This window comes from Microbacterium sp. XT11, assembly GCF_001513675.1.
Taxonomy (GTDB): domain Bacteria; phylum Actinomycetota; class Actinomycetes; order Actinomycetales; family Microbacteriaceae; genus Microbacterium.
In genome coordinates this window covers 1,417,361-1,433,042 of record NZ_CP013859.1, presented here as the reverse complement: position 1 = coordinate 1,433,042, position 15,682 = coordinate 1,417,361, and the positions used below count along the sequence as shown (strand labels likewise).

15 protein-coding genes and 3 tRNA genes are annotated in these 15,682 nt (G+C 68.3%); 6 read left to right on the top strand and 12 right to left on the bottom strand.

Features of this window, described 5'->3' with window-relative positions; all coding sequences use genetic code 11:
* Positions 1-44 precede the first annotated feature (44 nt).
* From folP to hpt, 4 genes are all read right to left on the bottom strand, one after another.
* Complete coding sequence (gene folP, locus AB663_RS06600; protein WP_067197027.1) at positions 45-869, bottom strand: dihydropteroate synthase; 825 nt, start codon at positions 867-869, stop codon at positions 45-47.
* Positions 866-1,516 carry a GTP cyclohydrolase I gene (gene folE, locus AB663_RS06595; protein WP_067197024.1) on the bottom strand — a complete coding sequence of 217 codons (651 nt, stop codon included), beginning with the start codon at positions 1,514-1,516 and terminating at the stop codon, positions 866-868. The genes folP and folE overlap by 4 nt, the downstream gene beginning before the upstream one ends.
* Before the next feature lie 2 nt (positions 1,517-1,518).
* Entirely contained in the window at positions 1,519-3,519 is a 2,001-nt protein-coding gene (ftsH, locus tag AB663_RS06590) for an ATP-dependent zinc metalloprotease FtsH (RefSeq protein WP_067197020.1), read from the bottom strand.
* Positions 3,520-3,629: 110 nt separating this feature from the next.
* Positions 3,630-4,181 carry a hypoxanthine phosphoribosyltransferase gene (gene hpt, locus AB663_RS06585; RefSeq protein WP_067197017.1) on the bottom strand — a complete coding sequence of 184 codons (552 nt, stop codon included), beginning with the start codon at positions 4,179-4,181 and terminating at the stop codon, positions 3,630-3,632.
* 158 nt (positions 4,182-4,339) lie between these two features.
* On the opposite strand from hpt, the gene AB663_RS06580 reads away from it, so the two are divergent.
* Positions 4,340-4,924: a DUF937 domain-containing protein gene (locus tag AB663_RS06580; RefSeq protein ID WP_067197013.1), complete on the top strand. Its 585-nt coding sequence runs from the start codon at positions 4,340-4,342 to the stop codon at positions 4,922-4,924.
* A 205-nt stretch (positions 4,925-5,129) separates the two neighbouring features.
* Here the strand turns inward: AB663_RS06580 and tilS are convergent, their stop codons facing one another.
* Complete coding sequence (tilS, locus tag AB663_RS06575; RefSeq protein ID WP_067197011.1) at positions 5,130-6,125, bottom strand: tRNA lysidine(34) synthetase TilS; 996 nt, start codon at positions 6,123-6,125, stop codon at positions 5,130-5,132.
* Between the two features lie 73 nt (positions 6,126-6,198).
* On the opposite strand from tilS, the gene AB663_RS06570 reads away from it, so the two are divergent.
* Both AB663_RS06570 and ppa read left to right on the top strand, forming a co-directional pair.
* Positions 6,199-6,867 carry a TMEM175 family protein gene (locus AB663_RS06570; protein WP_067197008.1) on the top strand — a complete coding sequence of 223 codons (669 nt, stop codon included), beginning with the start codon at positions 6,199-6,201 and terminating at the stop codon, positions 6,865-6,867.
* Positions 6,868-6,909: 42 nt separating this feature from the next.
* Positions 6,910-7,401, top strand: a complete 492-nt coding sequence (gene ppa, locus AB663_RS06565; RefSeq protein ID WP_067197005.1) for an inorganic diphosphatase — start codon at positions 6,910-6,912, stop codon at positions 7,399-7,401.
* Between the two features lie 82 nt (positions 7,402-7,483).
* On the opposite strand, the gene AB663_RS06560 is transcribed toward ppa, so the two are convergent.
* Complete coding sequence (locus AB663_RS06560; protein ID WP_067197002.1) at positions 7,484-8,830, bottom strand: M23 family metallopeptidase; 1,347 nt, start codon at positions 8,828-8,830, stop codon at positions 7,484-7,486.
* A 211-nt stretch (positions 8,831-9,041) separates the two neighbouring features.
* Here AB663_RS06560 and AB663_RS06555 point away from each other — a divergent pair.
* From AB663_RS06555 to AB663_RS06545, 3 genes are all read left to right on the top strand, one after another.
* Positions 9,042-9,114 (top strand) — tRNA-Glu (locus tag AB663_RS06555).
* A gap of 29 nt (positions 9,115-9,143) precedes the next feature.
* Positions 9,144-9,217, top strand: a tRNA-Asp gene (locus tag AB663_RS06550).
* 66 nt (positions 9,218-9,283) lie between these two features.
* Positions 9,284-9,356 (top strand) — tRNA-Phe (locus tag AB663_RS06545).
* A 567-nt stretch (positions 9,357-9,923) separates the two neighbouring features.
* Here the strand turns inward: AB663_RS06545 and AB663_RS17135 are convergent.
* The 6 genes from AB663_RS17135 to AB663_RS06510 form a co-directional block, all read right to left on the bottom strand.
* Positions 9,924-10,451: a hypothetical protein gene (locus tag AB663_RS17135; RefSeq protein WP_157540949.1), complete on the bottom strand. Its 528-nt coding sequence runs from the start codon at positions 10,449-10,451 to the stop codon at positions 9,924-9,926.
* Positions 10,448-11,830 (bottom strand): AAA family ATPase, encoded by a 1,383-nt coding sequence (locus tag AB663_RS16840; protein ID WP_083511142.1) that lies wholly within the window; start codon positions 11,828-11,830, stop codon positions 10,448-10,450. The genes AB663_RS17135 and AB663_RS16840 overlap by 4 nt, the downstream gene beginning before the upstream one ends.
* 693 nt (positions 11,831-12,523) lie before the next feature.
* Positions 12,524-13,219 (bottom strand): aspartate/glutamate racemase family protein, encoded by a 696-nt coding sequence (locus tag AB663_RS06525; protein ID WP_067196988.1) that lies wholly within the window; start codon positions 13,217-13,219, stop codon positions 12,524-12,526.
* A 123-nt stretch (positions 13,220-13,342) separates the two neighbouring features.
* Positions 13,343-13,648 (bottom strand): SHOCT domain-containing protein, encoded by a 306-nt coding sequence (locus tag AB663_RS06520; RefSeq protein ID WP_157540947.1) that lies wholly within the window; start codon positions 13,646-13,648, stop codon positions 13,343-13,345.
* A gap of 155 nt (positions 13,649-13,803) precedes the next feature.
* Positions 13,804-14,466, bottom strand: a complete 663-nt coding sequence (locus AB663_RS06515) for a response regulator transcription factor (protein ID WP_067196982.1) — start codon at positions 14,464-14,466, stop codon at positions 13,804-13,806.
* Positions 14,463-15,644: a sensor histidine kinase gene (locus tag AB663_RS06510; protein ID WP_067196978.1), complete on the bottom strand. Its 1,182-nt coding sequence runs from the start codon at positions 15,642-15,644 to the stop codon at positions 14,463-14,465. The genes AB663_RS06515 and AB663_RS06510 overlap by 4 nt, the downstream gene beginning before the upstream one ends.
* Positions 15,645-15,682: the final 38 nt, after the last annotated feature.

The window sequence follows — 15,682 nt, the reverse complement described above, 5'->3', positions numbered from 1 at the left end:
CCCAGGGTACGTTCCGGCCATGGTGACAGGGGGACGGCCTCGCCTCAGGCACCGTCCCAGGCGTGCACCACCGCGAGCGCATCGCGCGTCGCCGCCACGTCGTGCACGCGCACCGCCCATGCGCCGGCCCGCGCGGCGAGGGCACTGGTCACAGCGGTCGCGAGATCGCGCCGCTCCGTCGACACCCCGGCGAGGTCGGCGGTCTCGCCGCCGGCCGTGCGCTGCAGCGTCTCGGCGAGGAACCGCTTGCGCGACGTGCCGACGAGCACGCGCGGCCCGAGTGCGACGATCTCGTCGAGACCCCGCAGCACGTCCCAGTTCTGCGCCCCTGCCTTGGCGAAGCCGATCCCGGGGTCGACAATGAGACGCGACGGGGCGATGCCGGATGCCGCGGCCTCACCGATCCGCTCCTGAAGCTCCCCCGCGACCTCTCGCGCGACACGGCGGTACTCGGCGCGCGCGTACATGTCGGAGGAGAATCCGCGCCAGTGCCCGATCACGTAGTCGGCGCCGGACTCGGCGACGGCCGCCCGCATCTCGGGGTCGGCGAGCCCGCCGGACACGTCGTTGACGATGCGCGCTCCCGCCCGCACGGCAGCGGCCGCGGTCGACGCGTTGAGGGTGTCGATGCTCACCGGCACTCCGGCTTCGGCGAGCTGTTCGATCACGGGGATCACGCGAGCCTGCTCGACCTCGGGGCTCACGCGCTCGGCACCGGGTCGTGTCGACTCGCCGCCGATGTCGAGCACAGACGCCCCCTCTGCGCGCAGCCGGAGCCCGTGCGCGACGGCGTCGTCCGCGGCCAGGAAGCGGCCGCCGTCGCTGAACGAGTCGGGCGTGACGTTGACGATGCCCCAGATCGCGGTCACGGAGCGGCCGTCCCCGCGCCGTCACCGGGCCACGCGGCCACCCCCGGATCGGCGCTCGATCCGCCGCCGGTACTGATGAGCGCGATGAGCTCGGTGCGGCTCACGGCATCCGTGTAGGCACCGCGCGCCGCGATCGTCAGCATGGAGGCTTCCGGCTGTCGTCCTCCGCGCATCGTCACGCATCCGTGCGTCGCATCGAGCACGACGAGCACTCCCCTCGTGTCGAGGTGCTCCGCGATGGCGTCGGCGATCTGCTCGCCGAGCCGCTCCTGCACCTGCGGCCGTGCGGCGAGGATCTCGACGACCCGCACGAGCGCTCCGAGACCGACCACCTGCTCACCGGGGAGGTAGGCGATGTGCGCGCGGCCCGCGAAAGGCAGCAGATGATGCTCGCACACGGAACGGAACCGGATGTCGCGCAGGAGCACGGCCCCCGAGGGCAGCGTGTCCGGGGCGGGACCACGGGTCACGCTGATCGTGTGCGCCAGGGGTGCGCCGGGGTCCTCTCCCACGCCCGAGAAGAACTCGGAGTACAGGTCGGCCATGCGGGCGGGGGTCTGGCGCAGCCCAGGGCGCTCGGGTTCCTCGCCGATCGCTTCGAGCAGTTCGCGGGTCAGCCGTGCGACCCGTTCCCGGTCGACGGCCATGGTCAGGCCGTCGCGGGGCGCGCGTGGCCGGCGCCGGCCGCGCCCGACTGCGTACGAGGCGTGGCGGCAGGTGCTTCGACCGACGCGGCGAGCGACACGTCGCGCTTGGGCACCTCGATCGGCGGCAGGTCGGAGACCGGACGGTCCTCGCTGGAGAGCCAGAGCGGACGCTCCGGGAGCTTCTTCACGTCCTGGAAGATCTCCGCGATGCGGTTGTGGTCGAGCGTCTCCTCCTCCAGCAGCGCGAGAGCGAGGCGATCGAGGATCTCACGGTTCTCGCTGATGACCTGATAGGCCTCGTTGTGCGCCTGCTCGATGAGGGCGCGCACTTCGGCGTCGACGCGCTCGGCGACCTTCTCGGAGTACTCGCGTCCGCGGCCCATGTCGCGCGCGACGAACATGTCGCCGCCCTCCGAGCCGAGCTTGACCGGACCGACCTCGGTGGTCATGCCGTACTCGATGACCATCTTGCGGGCGATCGAGGTCGCCTTCTCGATGTCGTTGGATGCGCCCGTGGTCGGGTCGTGGAAGACGATCTCCTCGGCGACGCGACCGCCCATGGCGTACGTCAGCTGATCCTGCAGCTCGTTGCGGGTGACGGAGTACTTGTCGTCGAGCGGCAGCACCATCGTGTAGCCGAGGGCCTTGCCGCGAGGGAGGATGGTGATCTTCGTGACGGGGTCGGTGTGGTTCATCGCGGCGGCGGCGAGGGCATGGCCGCCCTCGTGGTACGCCGTGATGAGCTTCTCCTTGTCCTTCATCACGCGGGTGCGGCGCTGCGGACCGGCGATGACGCGGTCGATCGCCTCGTCGAGCGCACGGTTGTCGATGAGCTGCGCGTTGGAGCGCGCGGTGAGCAGCGCGGCCTCGTTGAGCACGTTCGCGAGATCGGCGCCCGTGAACCCGGGGGTCTTGCGGGCGACGACCTCGAGGTCGACGCTCTTCGAGAGGGGCTTGCCCTTGGCGTGCACCTCGAGGATGCGCTGGCGACCCTTGAGGTCGGGGGCGTCGACGCCGATCTGGCGGTCGAAGCGGCCGGGGCGCAGCAGAGCCGGGTCGAGGATGTCGGGACGGTTGGTCGCCGCGATCACGATGACGTTCGCGTTCGGGTCGAAGCCGTCCATCTCGACGAGCATCTGGTTGAGGGTCTGCTCGCGCTCGTCGTTGCCGCCGCCGAGTCCGGCGCCACGGTGACGGCCGACGGCGTCGATCTCGTCGATGAAGATGATCGCCGGGGCGTTCTCCTTGGCCTGGTTGAACAGGTCGCGCACACGGGAGGCGCCGACGCCGACGAACATCTCGACGAAGTCGGAACCGGAGATCGAGTAGAAGGGGGCGCCCGCCTCGCCTGCGACGGCGCGGGCGAGGAGCGTCTTGCCGGTTCCCGGAGGGCCGTACAGCAGCACACCCTTCGGGATGCGTGCGCCGATCGCCTGGAACTTCGCCGGGTCCTGCAGGAACTCCTTGATCTCGTGGAGCTCCTCGATCGCTTCGTCGGCGCCGGCGACGTCGGCGAACGTGACGGTCGGCGTCTCCTTGTTGACGAGCTTGGCCTTGGACTTGCCGAACTGCATGACCTTGCCGCCGCCGCCCTGCATCGACGAGAGCAGCCACCAGAACAGCAGGCCCAGCAACAGCATCGGAAGCAGCAGCGAGAGGAAGCCGTCGAACCAGGTCGCGCGCGGCACGGCGTCGTTGAAACCCTCCTTGGGGTTCGCCTCGTCAATCGCCTTCACGACGTCGGCGGCGCGGGCTTCGACGTAGTAGAACTGCACGGCCTCGGCACCCTCGTAGGGCTTGGAGAGGGTCATGTCGACGCGCTGATCGCCGTCGGTGTTCACGACCTCGGTCACCGTCTGGCCGGCGAGGAGCTTCAGGCCCTCCTGCGTGGTGATCTGCTTGGGCGCGCCGAGGGTGGAGATCAGCAGGAAGCCGCCGAACAGCAGCAGACCGATCAGGGCCACGTAGATCAGCGGATTCCGGGTGAGCTTCTTCACGTCCATGGTCGGATCAGCGTATCGCGGGAGCGCTTGGTGGCTGCTGTGCGTTCACCCACGGCGTAGCGGGCGACGGCACGCGTGCGTTCGGGCCCAGGAGAGGGTTCGGCGACGGATCAGGAGTACACGTGCGGGGCGAGCACCGCGACATCGCGCAGATTGCGGTAACGCTCCGCGTAGTCGAGGCCGTAGCCGACGACGAACTCCGTGGGGATGTCGAACCCGACGTACTTGCAGTCGATTTCGACCTTCGCCGCCTCAGGCTTGCGCAGGAGCGCCAGCACTTCGATGGACTCGGCGCCTCGGGACTCGAAGTTCTCCAGCAGCCAGCTCAGTGTGAGGCCGGAGTCGATGATGTCCTCGACGATCAGCACGTGCTTGCCGTGCAGGTCGGTGTCGAGGTCTTTGCGGATCTGCACGACACCGCTGGACTTCGTGCTGGCCCCGTAGCTCGACACCGCCATCCAGTCCATGGGTGCGTGGAACGGCAGTGCCCGCGCGAAGTCGGCCATCACCATGATGGCGCCCTTGAGGACACCGACGAGGAGCAGGTCCTTGCCCTCGTAGTCGGCCGCGACCTGCGCGGCGAGCTCATCGAGCTTGGCGCGGATCTCCTCCTCCGTGACGAGGATCTGGGCAAGGTCGTCCTGGATGTCCGCGGCGCGCATGGATCGATTTTAGGCGACACGACCGGATGCCGCGGCACACGGCATCCGGTCAGACGGCGACGCGCGGCGATGTGTCGGCCCCGAGGATGTCGTCGGCCACCTCTTCGGCAGTACTGTGTGCGGAAGGAGGCGCATGCGCCGCGAACGGAAGGAACCCCATGGCCCTCGACGACATCCTCAGCCAGGTCCCCATCGACGACATCGCCGAGAAGCTCGGCGTCTCGCGTGACGTCGCCAAGGCTGCCGTGGAGCAGGGCGGCGCCGTGCTCCTGGGCGGGCTGGCCAAGAACGCGTCGACGGCTGAAGGGTCGTCCGCGATCGAGAACGCGCTGAGGAAGCACGAGGGCACGACCGGCGCGTCGCGCGTCGACGACGTCGATCAGGAGGACGGCGGCAAGATCGTGTCGCACATCCTCGGTGCCGACCAGAAGCACGTCACCGAGAAGCTCACGACGTCGAAGGAGACGGCTGGTATCGACTTCGGCAAGCTCCTGCCCATCCTCGCGCCGATCATCATGGGACTCATCGCGAACGCGAACAAGAACAAGAAGGAGTCGGCCGACTCATCGGGCGGTGGCATCGGCGACATCATCGGCGGCCTGCTCGGCGGCGGGAACGGCGGCGGGTCCAGCTCCGGCGGCGGCCTTGGTGACATCCTCGGTGGCCTTCTGGGCGGTGGGAACGGCGGTTCCGGTGGCGGAATCGGCGACATCCTCGGCGGCCTGCTCGGCGGCAAGAGGTAACGCCCCCACTGCACGACGGCGCCCCCCATCCTGGTCAGAACCGGCCCAGGATGCGGGGGGCCGTCGCGTGCGGCGAGCACCGCGTCAGCCGTGCGCCTGATCCCGCAGCTGCGCCACGTCGAGCACGAGCGGTTCTGACACGGCACAAGGCATCCGGAAGAACCGGCACCGTACCTTGCGCATGATCGCCCGAAGGCGGGGCGGATCAGCGCGCGGACGCCGTGAAGACGATGCGTCCGCCGATGCGCGACGCCGAGCATCCGGGCAGGTCGATGGGGCCCTGCCCCGACCAGTCCGTGACCAGGCGCGCCACTTCGACCGTCTGCGCACGTGTGAGGCTCACGCCGAACTCGCTGTCGACCACGAGCCGGATGATGCGGTTGCGGAGCGCGGCCGGGTTAGCGGCGAGGGCGGCCGCGCTCACCGAGATCCCGGCCTCGGCGTGCTCGACGATGTCCTCGATGGTCTCGTGGATCATCTCGTCGAACGCTTCGGCGTCCTCGCGCAGCTGCTCGGCCGTGCGGGCGAGAGCCTCGGCGATCCCCGGCCCCAGCTCCGCCTCCAGCACCGGGAGCACCCGCTCGCGGACCCTGACGCGCGCGAAGCGGGGCTCGACGTTGTGCGGGTCGTCCCACACCTCGAGGCCCGACGCCTCGCAGAACGCACGGGTGGTCGCCCGCCGCACGCCCAGCAGCGGTCGCACCCAGCGCAGGCCGTCGTCGTCGTCGCGCCGCGCGGGAGCCATGCCCTGCAGACTCGCGGCACCCGATCCCCTGGCCAAACCGAGCAGCACGGTCTCGGCCTGGTCGTCGAGCGTGTGGCCCAGAAGGACGGCCGCGGCGTGCACATCGGATGCCGCATCGCGGAGCACGCTGTAGCGGGCGTCGCGTGCCGCAGCCTCCGGTCCGCCGTCCGTGCCGACGTCGACCCGCACCACGAGCGCGTCGAGCCCGAGCCCGGCAGCGGTCTTCGCGGCACGCTGGGCGACGGCATCCGATCCGTCCTGCAGTCCGTGGTCGACGGTGAGCGAGGCCGCCCGCAGCCTGAGCTTAGGCGCCTCGAACGCCGTGGCGGCGGCGAGAGCGAGGGAGTCAGGACCGCCCGAGAGGGCGACGACGACGGTCGATCCTTCGGGCAGGTCTGCGAGGGCGGTGCGCACGGCGAGACGGACCTCGGCGACGGCAGGTGAGAGCGACGGCACATCTCCACGCTAGGGCACCGCCGCGTGAGCGCGTGCGGCGCAGCCTGGGGGATGCGGGGACTAGTCTGGCGCCGTGGCAGATCGCACCAGCACCCAGTCCTACAAGACGGAGCGGTTCAAGGCGTTCGTCGATGCGGTCGTGGCGATCGCGATGACGCTCCTGATCCTCCCCCTCATGGAGTCCGTCGGGGAGGCGGCATCGGCTCGGATCGACACGCTGGAGTTCTTGCAGGAGCACGCCGGGCAGCTGTTCAGCTTCGCGCTCAGCTTCCTGCTCATCGCGAACTTCTGGATGGGTCACCACAGACAGTACGACGAGGTGACCGCGATGACTCGTGCGCTGCTCTGGTGGAACATCGCCTGGCTCGCCACGATCGTGTGGTTGCCGGTCCCGACCGCGATGGTCGGCCAGATGGACACCGATCCGCTGCAGCAGGTGCTGTACATCGGCACACTCATCCTCACGCAGGTCACGTCGCTCGCGGCCCGCGTGCATCTGCTGCGGCATCCGGAGCTCACCACGGCGGCGCCCGCGCGCATCCGGCACGGAGCCGCGGCGGACATCTCCGCGATCGTCCTGTTCGCCGTCGCGCTCGCGATCGCTGTGGCCGTCGGCCCGCAGGGGTACCTGGCGCTGCTCGTCCTCGTGTTCACGGGAGCGCTGTCGACGCTCATCGACCGTCTTCTCACGCGCCTGGCGCCGCGACAGGGCGAAGACACGACCGGTGGACGCCCCGAGTAGGCTAGTGCGCGGCATCCAACCGTCATTCTGAGGAGCACACGCATGGGCGCACACGACGCCGTCATCGAGATCCCGCGCGGCAGCCGCGTGAAGTACGAAGTCGACCACGAGACCGGACGAGTCCACCTCGACCGTGTGCTCTACACGACGTTCGGCTACCCGGCCGACTACGGCTACTTCGACAACACGCTCGGCGAGGACGGCGACCCGCTCGACGTGCTGGTGCTGCTCGACCACCCGATCTACCCGGGCGTCGTCGTGAACGTCCGTCCTGTCGCGGTGCTGCGCATGAGCGACGAGGCCGGCGGCGACGACAAGCTGGTCGCCGTGCTGTCGAAGGACCCGCGCTGGGCGCACATCCACGACATCGACGACATCCCGGAGCACACGAAGAGCGAGATCGCGCACTTCTTCGAGCACTACAAGGACCTCGAGCCCAACAAGTGGGTCAAGGTCGACGAGTGGGCCGGCGCCGCTGAGGCGCAGCGCATCCTCGACGAGGCCATCGCCCGCTTCGCCGAGCAGGGCCACTGACCCGCATCCGACGCACGAGACCCCCGGTTCCGCTGAGCGGGCCGGGGGTCTTCGCGTGCGGTGGGGCTGCGGTGCCTCGGAATCAGACCGAGACGCCGTGCTGCGCCATGAACTCGATCGGGTTGACCGTGCGGCCGTTGATGTAGACCTCGAAGTGCAGGTGACAGCCGGCGGAGTTGCCGGTGTTGCCCGCATACGCGATGACCTGACCGGCTTCGACCCACTGGCCGCGGCGGACCGCGAAGCCTCCGTCGCGGATGTGCCCGTAGCCGGTGCCGACGCCGCCGCCGTGCTGGATGCGGATGTAGTTGCCGTAGCCGCCGTTGCGGGCCGCGTAGTCGATGGTGCCGGAGTGGGCGGCGTAGATCGCTGCGCCGCAGCCGTTCGCGAGGTCGACGCCGTAGTGGAACGTGGAGCATCCGCGGCACGGAGCGGGACGCGCGCCGTATCCGGAGCTGCGGTGGCCGCCGTGCGGGCGCACCCCCCCGCCGGTTCCCGGGGTTCCTCCGCCGCCGCTGTTGCCGCCCGCGTTCGCTGCCGCCTCTGCCGCCTCCCGGCGACGGCGCTCCTCCTCGGCGACGCGCACACCCTCCTGGTAGCCGGCGACCGTGGTGGCCGTGGCGTCTTTGAGGGCGGCGAGCTGCGCCTGCATGGTGGCGAGGTTCGCAGTCTGCTCGTCGAGGGCGGCCTGTGCGGCGTCCGCGGCGGCCTGCGCCTCGACCATCTTCTGCTCGGCGATCTGCTGCAGGCGGTCACGCTCGTTGCGGGCGACCACGGCCTGGTCGCTGAGCGACTGCGCCGAGTCGCGCGCCTTGACGGCCTTGTCGTAGACCGACTGGTTGTACTCGAAGAGCTTGTCCATCGAGCCGAGGCGCGACAGCAGCTCGTCGGCGTTGTCGGCGGAGCCCGTGAAGAACAGCTCGAGCGCGGTGTCGTCGCCGCCGTTGCGGTAGAGCTGCGCGGCGACCTGCGCGGCTTTGCGAGTGGACTCGTCGGCGAGTGCGGCCTGCGCGTCGGCCTGCGCCTGCAGCTGGTCGGCCTTCATGGCGGCGTCGAAGAACGCCTGCTGGGCCTCGTAGAACTCGTTGGTCGCAACCTCGGCGGCAGCCTGCGTCTCGGCCACGCGCTGCGTGAGTCCGTCGATCAGGCCCTGGATGCGGGTGACCTCTGCCGCCTTGGCCGACTCGCTGGCCATCGCGCGCTGCACGTCGTCCCAGCTCGGGTAGTTCGCGGCGTAGGCGGCGGAGACGCTGGAGGTGACGCCGAACGCGCTGAGCGCGACGACGCTGAGAGCGCCGAGACCGAGCGCGCCGCGTCGGCTGAGACTGCCGTTCTTCCAGAAGGCGCGGCTTTCGGCGGCGCTGGGAGCGCAGCCGCATTCCGCGGATGCCGCAGCTGCAGCATCCGCGAGGGAGAGCTTGTCGTTCACACGGCCCCTTCCGCCGGTTTCACAGATGCCACACTAACAACAACTTTCACATCCGCAACAGGGTCTCGGGAGGGCCTCCGGGCACGGCCGACCCCCTCCATCGTGCTCCCGAACACGCCCGGGAGGAAGAAGACTCGCCCTCGATTCGCGATTTGCCTTCCGCATCCCTTATGCTTGATCGTCGGCAAGGAAGTCCTCCGGGACAGACTTCGGCCCCATCGTTTAGCGGCCTAGGACGCCGCCCTTTCACGGCGGTAGCACGGGTTCGAATCCCGTTGGGGTCACTCCGTCCGATACAATTGAAAACAAGTATGGCCCTGTAGCGCAGTTGGTTAGCGTGCCGCCCTGTCACGGCGGAGGTCGCGGGTTCAAGTCCCGTCAGGGTCGCTCTAAGCGACGGGCCTTCTTTCGAGGAGGCCTTTCGTCTAGATGCGACAGGTTCGCCGGTCGCACGGCTCTGTAGCTCAGTTGGTAGAGCGCACGACTGAAAATCGTGAGGTCACGGGATCGACGCCCGTCGGAGCCACAAGAACCGTCGTTACAACGGTTCCAGAAACCCTCGCGTAGCTTCTACATCGCGGGGGTTTTGCTTTGCCCTGGTGAGAGGCGGTTTCCGTCCCCGTTCGTTGTGCGAGCACAGCGCGATGCAACCCGTCTCCTGTCCCCGATCGTCCAGCGAGCGGAGCGAAGCTAGACGGGCACTCGGAGATGTTGTGCCGGTTTTGTGCCGGTAAGGATGTCGGTTGCCCCAGCGACACTGGCGGGCATGAGCAACTCATCCAACCGGACCGCGCGGCTAACGAGCCGCATTAATCAATCTAGGCGTCGCTTTGGTAGGCGCCGAGGTCGTCGCTTTACCCGCGCTTATCCAGCTCGCGGACCGCGACGGCACAATCGCACACCGCGACGCAACGATCGACGCACTGTCCCAGGAACTCGACACAGCGGACGTGCGCCTCGAGTCCCGGCAAGAGACGATCGAGTCACTCCGCGCTGAGACGTCGAACTGCGTGCTGCACTTCCTTACACCGTCGCCGCCGAGGACGGTCCTCGCTCCGCTGCGCTCCGGGCGCTCCTCGGCTGTCGCGCGTCCTCAGGCGTCGGACGTGCGGTAGCTCTGTGTATCGCTGCACCCGCCCTCGAGCCAAGTCTCCCAGCCCGAATCGGTCGCAGGATTGAGCCACTGAATTCGTCCAGCCGTCGGATACGCCTCCGAGAGGCTCTTCAGGAATCGGCGTTGCCTGTCATCAAGCGATGCGACCGGCACACCGTGCAGCACAGCGGCTTCGCTCAGATGGAGGTCCTTCTCGATCGCGACACGAATACCCTCGTTCGAGATGGTCTTGACTGCCACACGCAAGTCACGCACGACACGGTCCTTCTCTCTGCGGACTCTCCCACGCTGCTCCATCGACACGAGCCATGACGTCATCATGCGCGACGCATGACGTCTCCACTCGTCTTGAAGCGCGGGAGTCATGATTGCCCCCGTCGAGCAACTCTTCTTTTCGAGTAAGCGCGCAAACGAAAGACAGGCGACTGTCACCGGATGCCTGGCGGGATCGGAGGCACTTCGAGCGATTGACGCATCGACCACGATGTGAGCGATGAGCTGTGTCATCTTCCGCCAGTTTCGCGCTCTTCAACAGCATCGAGGTAGGCCCAATCGGCCTCACGAGAGACGTCGTCGAAGTCCAATGGCCAATCCCCAAAACGTCCCGCTTCATCAACGTTCGCTGTGGTGATGGTCTGGAAACCTGTGAGGGCATCGCGACCGAACCAGTTGAAGGAGAGGTCATTTGGCTGGAGCTGACGTTCGGCGACCGCTGTCTGAATACCTCGAATCACAAGTGAGCTGTGCGTCTCTGCGACTACACGCACTCCGCGGCCCGCGGCTTCAACGAGAATCGCCGCCAAGACCAACTGAGCTTTTGGATGAAGATGAATTTCGGGCTGCTCGAGATAGACGATCTGTCCAGGCTTGGCTGTGAGGAGCGCGACGAGCACGGGGAGCGTCTGACTTACTCCGAATCCGACATCTGCAACGCTCACCACATCATTCGCTCCACCTTGCTGAGCATGTTGAGTACGACCGACCAAGAGTTCGATGGACGCATCGTTGAGCCGCCGGGCCGTCAGCTTCCACGTAAGCCCGAGCTCTTCAAGTTGTCGTGACAAGCGGTCAAGACGGGTGCGATCTTTCTCGGTCCACTGATACACGATGCTGGCCACATAGGTATCGAAGGTTCCAGGGAACGTGGACCCCACGGCCGAGCGACTGTACGATCGCTCAGGATTCCCACGTAGACCGGGCACGTGAATTATTCCGCGGAGAAGATCGACCCACCTCCGGTCGTCTGTCAATTCGTCGCTGACGCTAATGCCAAAGCGCCTGTCACCTACACCCAGATCCAGAGTGAGGTCGAGAAAGCAACGATTCCTGACTACATCGAAGCCCCAACTGTCGGCGCCGTGCGCCTCGGTGTCCCTCAAGACGCGCAGGTACCGTTGCGCAAGGTCGGCGAACCGCTGCTTTAGCACCTTCTCATCGGACTTTCGCAAAGGCTCAGCCAGACGAATGATCTGCCCGTCTTCACCAATCTCGTCAGTTTCGATCACCAGATCGAGCCCGTCAATACCGAAAGTGACCTTCCGCGAGTCTCTAGGCGTCTTCATCCCGGCCGAGAACCGTTGCACCACGTCGCTGCGCGACTTTCCTCGGCTAAGAATCTGCGACCTATCAGTCGCTCTAACATTTGGTCCGTGCAGGAGCAGCGGGCCGGGATCGAAAGCAGAATCAAGCGTCTGCTTCATGAGAAGGAACGGCTGCATGAAGCTGGATTTGCCTGCGCTATTCGCACCCGCGATGATCGTTAGCGGCGCGATTCGGAGAGTCATCTCATCACGGATCGCCTTATAACCGCTGACCGAGAGACTCAGCTCGTCGTCTTTCCCCACCAGTCGCGGGCGTTGGCGGGCTGATGCCTTCGACTCGGCCATGCTTCTCCTAGCTACGCTGCGTACGACACGACACTCACGCAGATCCTATCCAGCGCTGGGTGTTCGGGCGTTCTCTGTGCCGGTTCCGTGCCGGTAGCTCCACTGCAACTATCCCCAACCAGCCGCGACCAGCCACGACGACTTCCACGGAATCACGCGGCAAACGGCGACCAACGAGCCCCTGCCGTATCCAACTGAAAATCGTGAGGTCACGGGATCGGCGCCCGTCGCGGCCACAAGAACCGTCGTTACAACGGTTCCAGAAACCCTCGCCTAGCTTCTACGTCGCGGGGGTTTGCTTTGCCGTGGTGGCGCGATATGCGCATCGACGAACGGCCATGGAGCCGGCGAACACGAGCGCCTCGCTCACGCATTCGGCCACTCGCTCGTGAGATACGCCGCCACGGCCCGGTGGCGAAACCGGCAGGGCTTGCCACGATCGATGATGCCGCGCACGGTGTCCAGGCGCTGCGGGGTCGGGCCCGACATCCGCGGTCTCGTTGAGCCCCATGTCCTGCGCGATGCGGGTGAGAGTGCGCTGGGCGGCAGGAAGCCCCGCCATGGCCTGCAGCAACTGCCGCTCACGTGCAGGGAGCCGTTCGACGGTACGCGCCACAGGCGCGGTCGCCTCGCTGTGCGCCACGCCATCCCAGGTTGACAAAATTATCAACCGCCATGCGGGAGCCGATCCCGCTACTCCCCCGCGAGCGCCCGGTCCACCGCGACCTCGACGTGCAACGCCGTGGTGGGGAACACCGGCACCGGGGAATCGTCCGCCGTCACGAGCAGCTCGATCTCGGTGCATCCGAGGATGATGCCCTCGGCACCTCGGTCGACGAGCCGCCCGATGATCTCGCGGTACCTCTGCCGAGACTCCTCGCGGATCTGCCCGTGCACGAGCTCGTCGTAGATGATGCGGTGCACGGCCTCGCGGTCGACGGCATCCGGGATGATCGCCTCGATGCCGTGCGACGCCAGGCGGTCACGGTAGAAGGACTGCTCCATCGTGAACGCCGTGCCGAGCAGGCCGGCGCGAGACAGACCCGCGCGCGTCACGGCGAGCGCGGCCACGTCGCCGATATGCAGGAACGGGATGCCGACGGCATCCTCGATCCGGTCCGCCACGATGTGCATCGTGTTCGTGCACAGGACGAGCAGCTCCGCTCCCGCGCTCTCCAGTGCCTTCGCACGCGCGACGAGGAGGTCGCCCGCGGCATCCCACTCGCCCTTCGCCTGCATCTCCTCGACCTCGGCGAAGTCGACGGAGTCGAGCACGATGCGAGCGGAGTGGTGACCGCCGAGACGCTCGCGCACCCGCTCGTTCGCGAGGCGGTACCACTCCAGCGTCGACTCCCAGCTCATGCCGCCGAGCACGCCGATCGTCTGCATCCTGTCTCCTCGCTCCCAAGGCTCCGCTCCACCCTAGACGCCCCCTGCTCCGGTATGAGTTGTGGTCGGAAAATGGCCGATTTTCCGACCACAACTCATACCGGAGCGGTGTGCGGGTGGGGGTCAGGACTCGGGGCGGTTGGCGCGGAGGACCTCGAGGCGGGCGCGGTACTCCGTCTCGTCGATGTCGCCCTTGGCGAACCGCTCGGCCAGCACCTGCTCGGCGCTGCGTCCCGGAGTCGACGAACCTCCCCAGCCGCCCTGCGACCACGGCGGTCCGTACGCACGACGGCGCCGGGTCGCGAGCGCGAAGATCAACCCCGCGATGAGCAGGAGAGTCAGCGGGAAGAAGACGAAGAACGGCCAGAACGGCGCGCCGCCCCAGTGGCCGAGGTGCTCTGCGGCCGTAGCCGCGACAGTGGTGAGCATGATGTGCATCCTTCTCTCAACTCCGGCCGCGTCTCGGCCGGTGCACATCAGCCTCGTCTTCGCACGCCGCGAGCGAATCCGGCCGGAGGGGACACTGCGGATGCTCCGCTGGGAGTACGCCCCCGCTACGGCCAGCCCGGCGCCACGAGCCCGCGCTACTGCCAGCCCGGCGCCACGAGCCCGGTCTCGTAGGCGAGCACTACGAGGTGCACGCGGTCGCGAGCGTGCAGCTTCGTCATGATGCGCGACACGTGCGTCTTGGCCGTGAGCGGACTCAGGAACAGCCGTTCCGCGATCTCCTCGTTCGTGAGGCCGAGACCGACGAGGGTCAGCACCTCCCGCTCGCGCTCGGTGATCGCCGCGAGCTCGTCGCGCTCCGGCGCCTCCCTCAGCCCCACCGCCATGCGTTCGAGCAGCCGCTTCGTCACGCCCGGCGACAGCAGCGCCTCCCCCGCGGCGACCGCGCGCACCGCCCGCACGAGGTCGGCCGGCTCCGTGTCCTTCACGAGGAACCCGGCCGCGCCCGCCCGCACGGCCCGCACCACATACTCGTCGAGCTCGAACGTCGTCACGATCACGACATGCACGCCCGACAGCGACGGATCAGCGGCGATCTGCTCGGTCGCCCAGAGCCCGTCGCCGTCCGGCATCCGGATGTCCATCAGCACGACATCGACCGGCGCCTCGCGGATGCGCGCCAGCAGCTCCTGACCCGTCGACGCCTCGGCGACGACCTCGATGTCGGGTTCCGCGTCGAGCAGCGCACGGAACCCCGCCCTCACCAGCAGCTGGTCGTCGGCCAGCGCCACGCGGATCATGCCTCGTCCCTGTGCCCGTCGGCGCGCCACGGCAAGGTCGCCGCGACCTCCGTGCCGCCCTCGGTCCGTCTGCGCACGTCCACCCTTCCTCCCAGCAGGGCCGCACGCTCCTGCATCCCGAGCACTCCCCGTCCGCCTGACGCGGCGACCTCGGACTCCGTGGTGCCCCGGCCGTCGTCGACGACGCCGATCCGCAGGGCATCGTGCGAACGCTCCAGCGTCACCCGCGCACGGCTCGCGCCCGAGTGCCGCACCACGTTCGTGAGCGCCTCCTGCACGATGCGGTACGCCGCGAGCTGGGTGGCACGGTCTGGCAGGTCGCCGCCGAGCCGGTCGTCGAGCCCCGTCTGCACCGCGCCGCCCGCCGCGCCGTGCACGAGCCGCGGCAGCTCCGCCAGGCCGAACCCCGGCGTGAGGGGGGTCTCCCCTTCGCGCAGCACGCCGAGCACCGCACGCACCTCGTCGAGCGCCTGCTTCGAGGTCTCCTTGACGTGCGCCAACGCGGCCCTGGCCTGCTCCGGGTCGCGGTCGAACAGATGCAGGCCGACACCCGCCTGCACCGAGATCTGCGACAGCGAGTGACCGAGCACGTCGTGCAGCTCGCGGGCGATGCGCACACGTTCCCGCTGCTCCGCGGTCTGCCGTTCGCGGGCCGCCTCTTCGCGCAGGGCCTCCATGCGCGCGCGGCGGGCACGCGCGAATCCGCCGACGGCGAAGCAGGCCGCGAGCGCGATCGTGGCGAGCACCACGACAGGCGGCGGCCACTCGCGTGCGCCGAACGACGCGACGAGCAGCACCGTCGCCCAGCCGACGACGACGGATGCCGCGGCCCACACCGCCGCCCCGCGCACGACGGCGCCGATGATGGCGAAGCCGAGCGACACGAACGGCGGGCCGTACACAGGAGTGAGGAAGACGTCGGCCACGGCCATCGCGGTCACGGCCACGACGACGGCCCCCGGAGCACGCCGGGCTGCGAGGAGCGTCAGGGGCGCTGCGACGGCGAGGAGCACGTGCACCACGGCGGGCCAGCCGATCTGGGGGTGCAGCCGCGCGAGTCCCCACACGGATGCCGGGACCTGCACGAACAGCGAGACGACGACGGGCATGACCAGCGCCGCACGACGCGTCCACCACGGGGGCGTTGCGCGGTCTGCGACGGGCGGCGGCTCCGGCATCCCCCGATGCTATCCCCCGCCTCCGACAGCCGGATCCG

Coding starts and splice junctions, on each gene's coding strand:
- folE (WP_067197024.1), bottom strand. CDS start 1,516: ATGGCCGTCGACCGGGAACGGGTCGCACGGCTGACCCGCGAACTGCTC.
- ftsH (WP_067197020.1), bottom strand. CDS start 3,519: ATGGACGTGAAGAAGCTCACCCGGAATCCGCTGATCTACGTGGCCCTG.
- hpt (WP_067197017.1), bottom strand. CDS start 4,181: ATGCGCGCCGCGGACATCCAGGACGACCTTGCCCAGATCCTCGTCACG.
- AB663_RS06580 (WP_067197013.1), top strand. CDS start 4,340: ATGGCCCTCGACGACATCCTCAGCCAGGTCCCCATCGACGACATCGCC.
- ppa (WP_067197005.1), top strand. CDS start 6,910: ATGGGCGCACACGACGCCGTCATCGAGATCCCGCGCGGCAGCCGCGTG.
- AB663_RS17135 (WP_157540949.1), bottom strand. CDS start 10,451: ATGACACAGCTCATCGCTCACATCGTGGTCGATGCGTCAATCGCTCGA.
- AB663_RS16840 (WP_083511142.1), bottom strand. CDS start 11,830: ATGGCCGAGTCGAAGGCATCAGCCCGCCAACGCCCGCGACTGGTGGGG.
- AB663_RS06525 (WP_067196988.1), bottom strand. CDS start 13,219: ATGCAGACGATCGGCGTGCTCGGCGGCATGAGCTGGGAGTCGACGCTG.
- AB663_RS06520 (WP_157540947.1), bottom strand. CDS start 13,648: ATGCTCACCACTGTCGCGGCTACGGCCGCAGAGCACCTCGGCCACTGG.
- AB663_RS06515 (WP_067196982.1), bottom strand. CDS start 14,466: ATGATCCGCGTGGCGCTGGCCGACGACCAGCTGCTGGTGAGGGCGGGG.
- AB663_RS06510 (WP_067196978.1), bottom strand. CDS start 15,644: ATGCCGGAGCCGCCGCCCGTCGCAGACCGCGCAACGCCCCCGTGGTGG.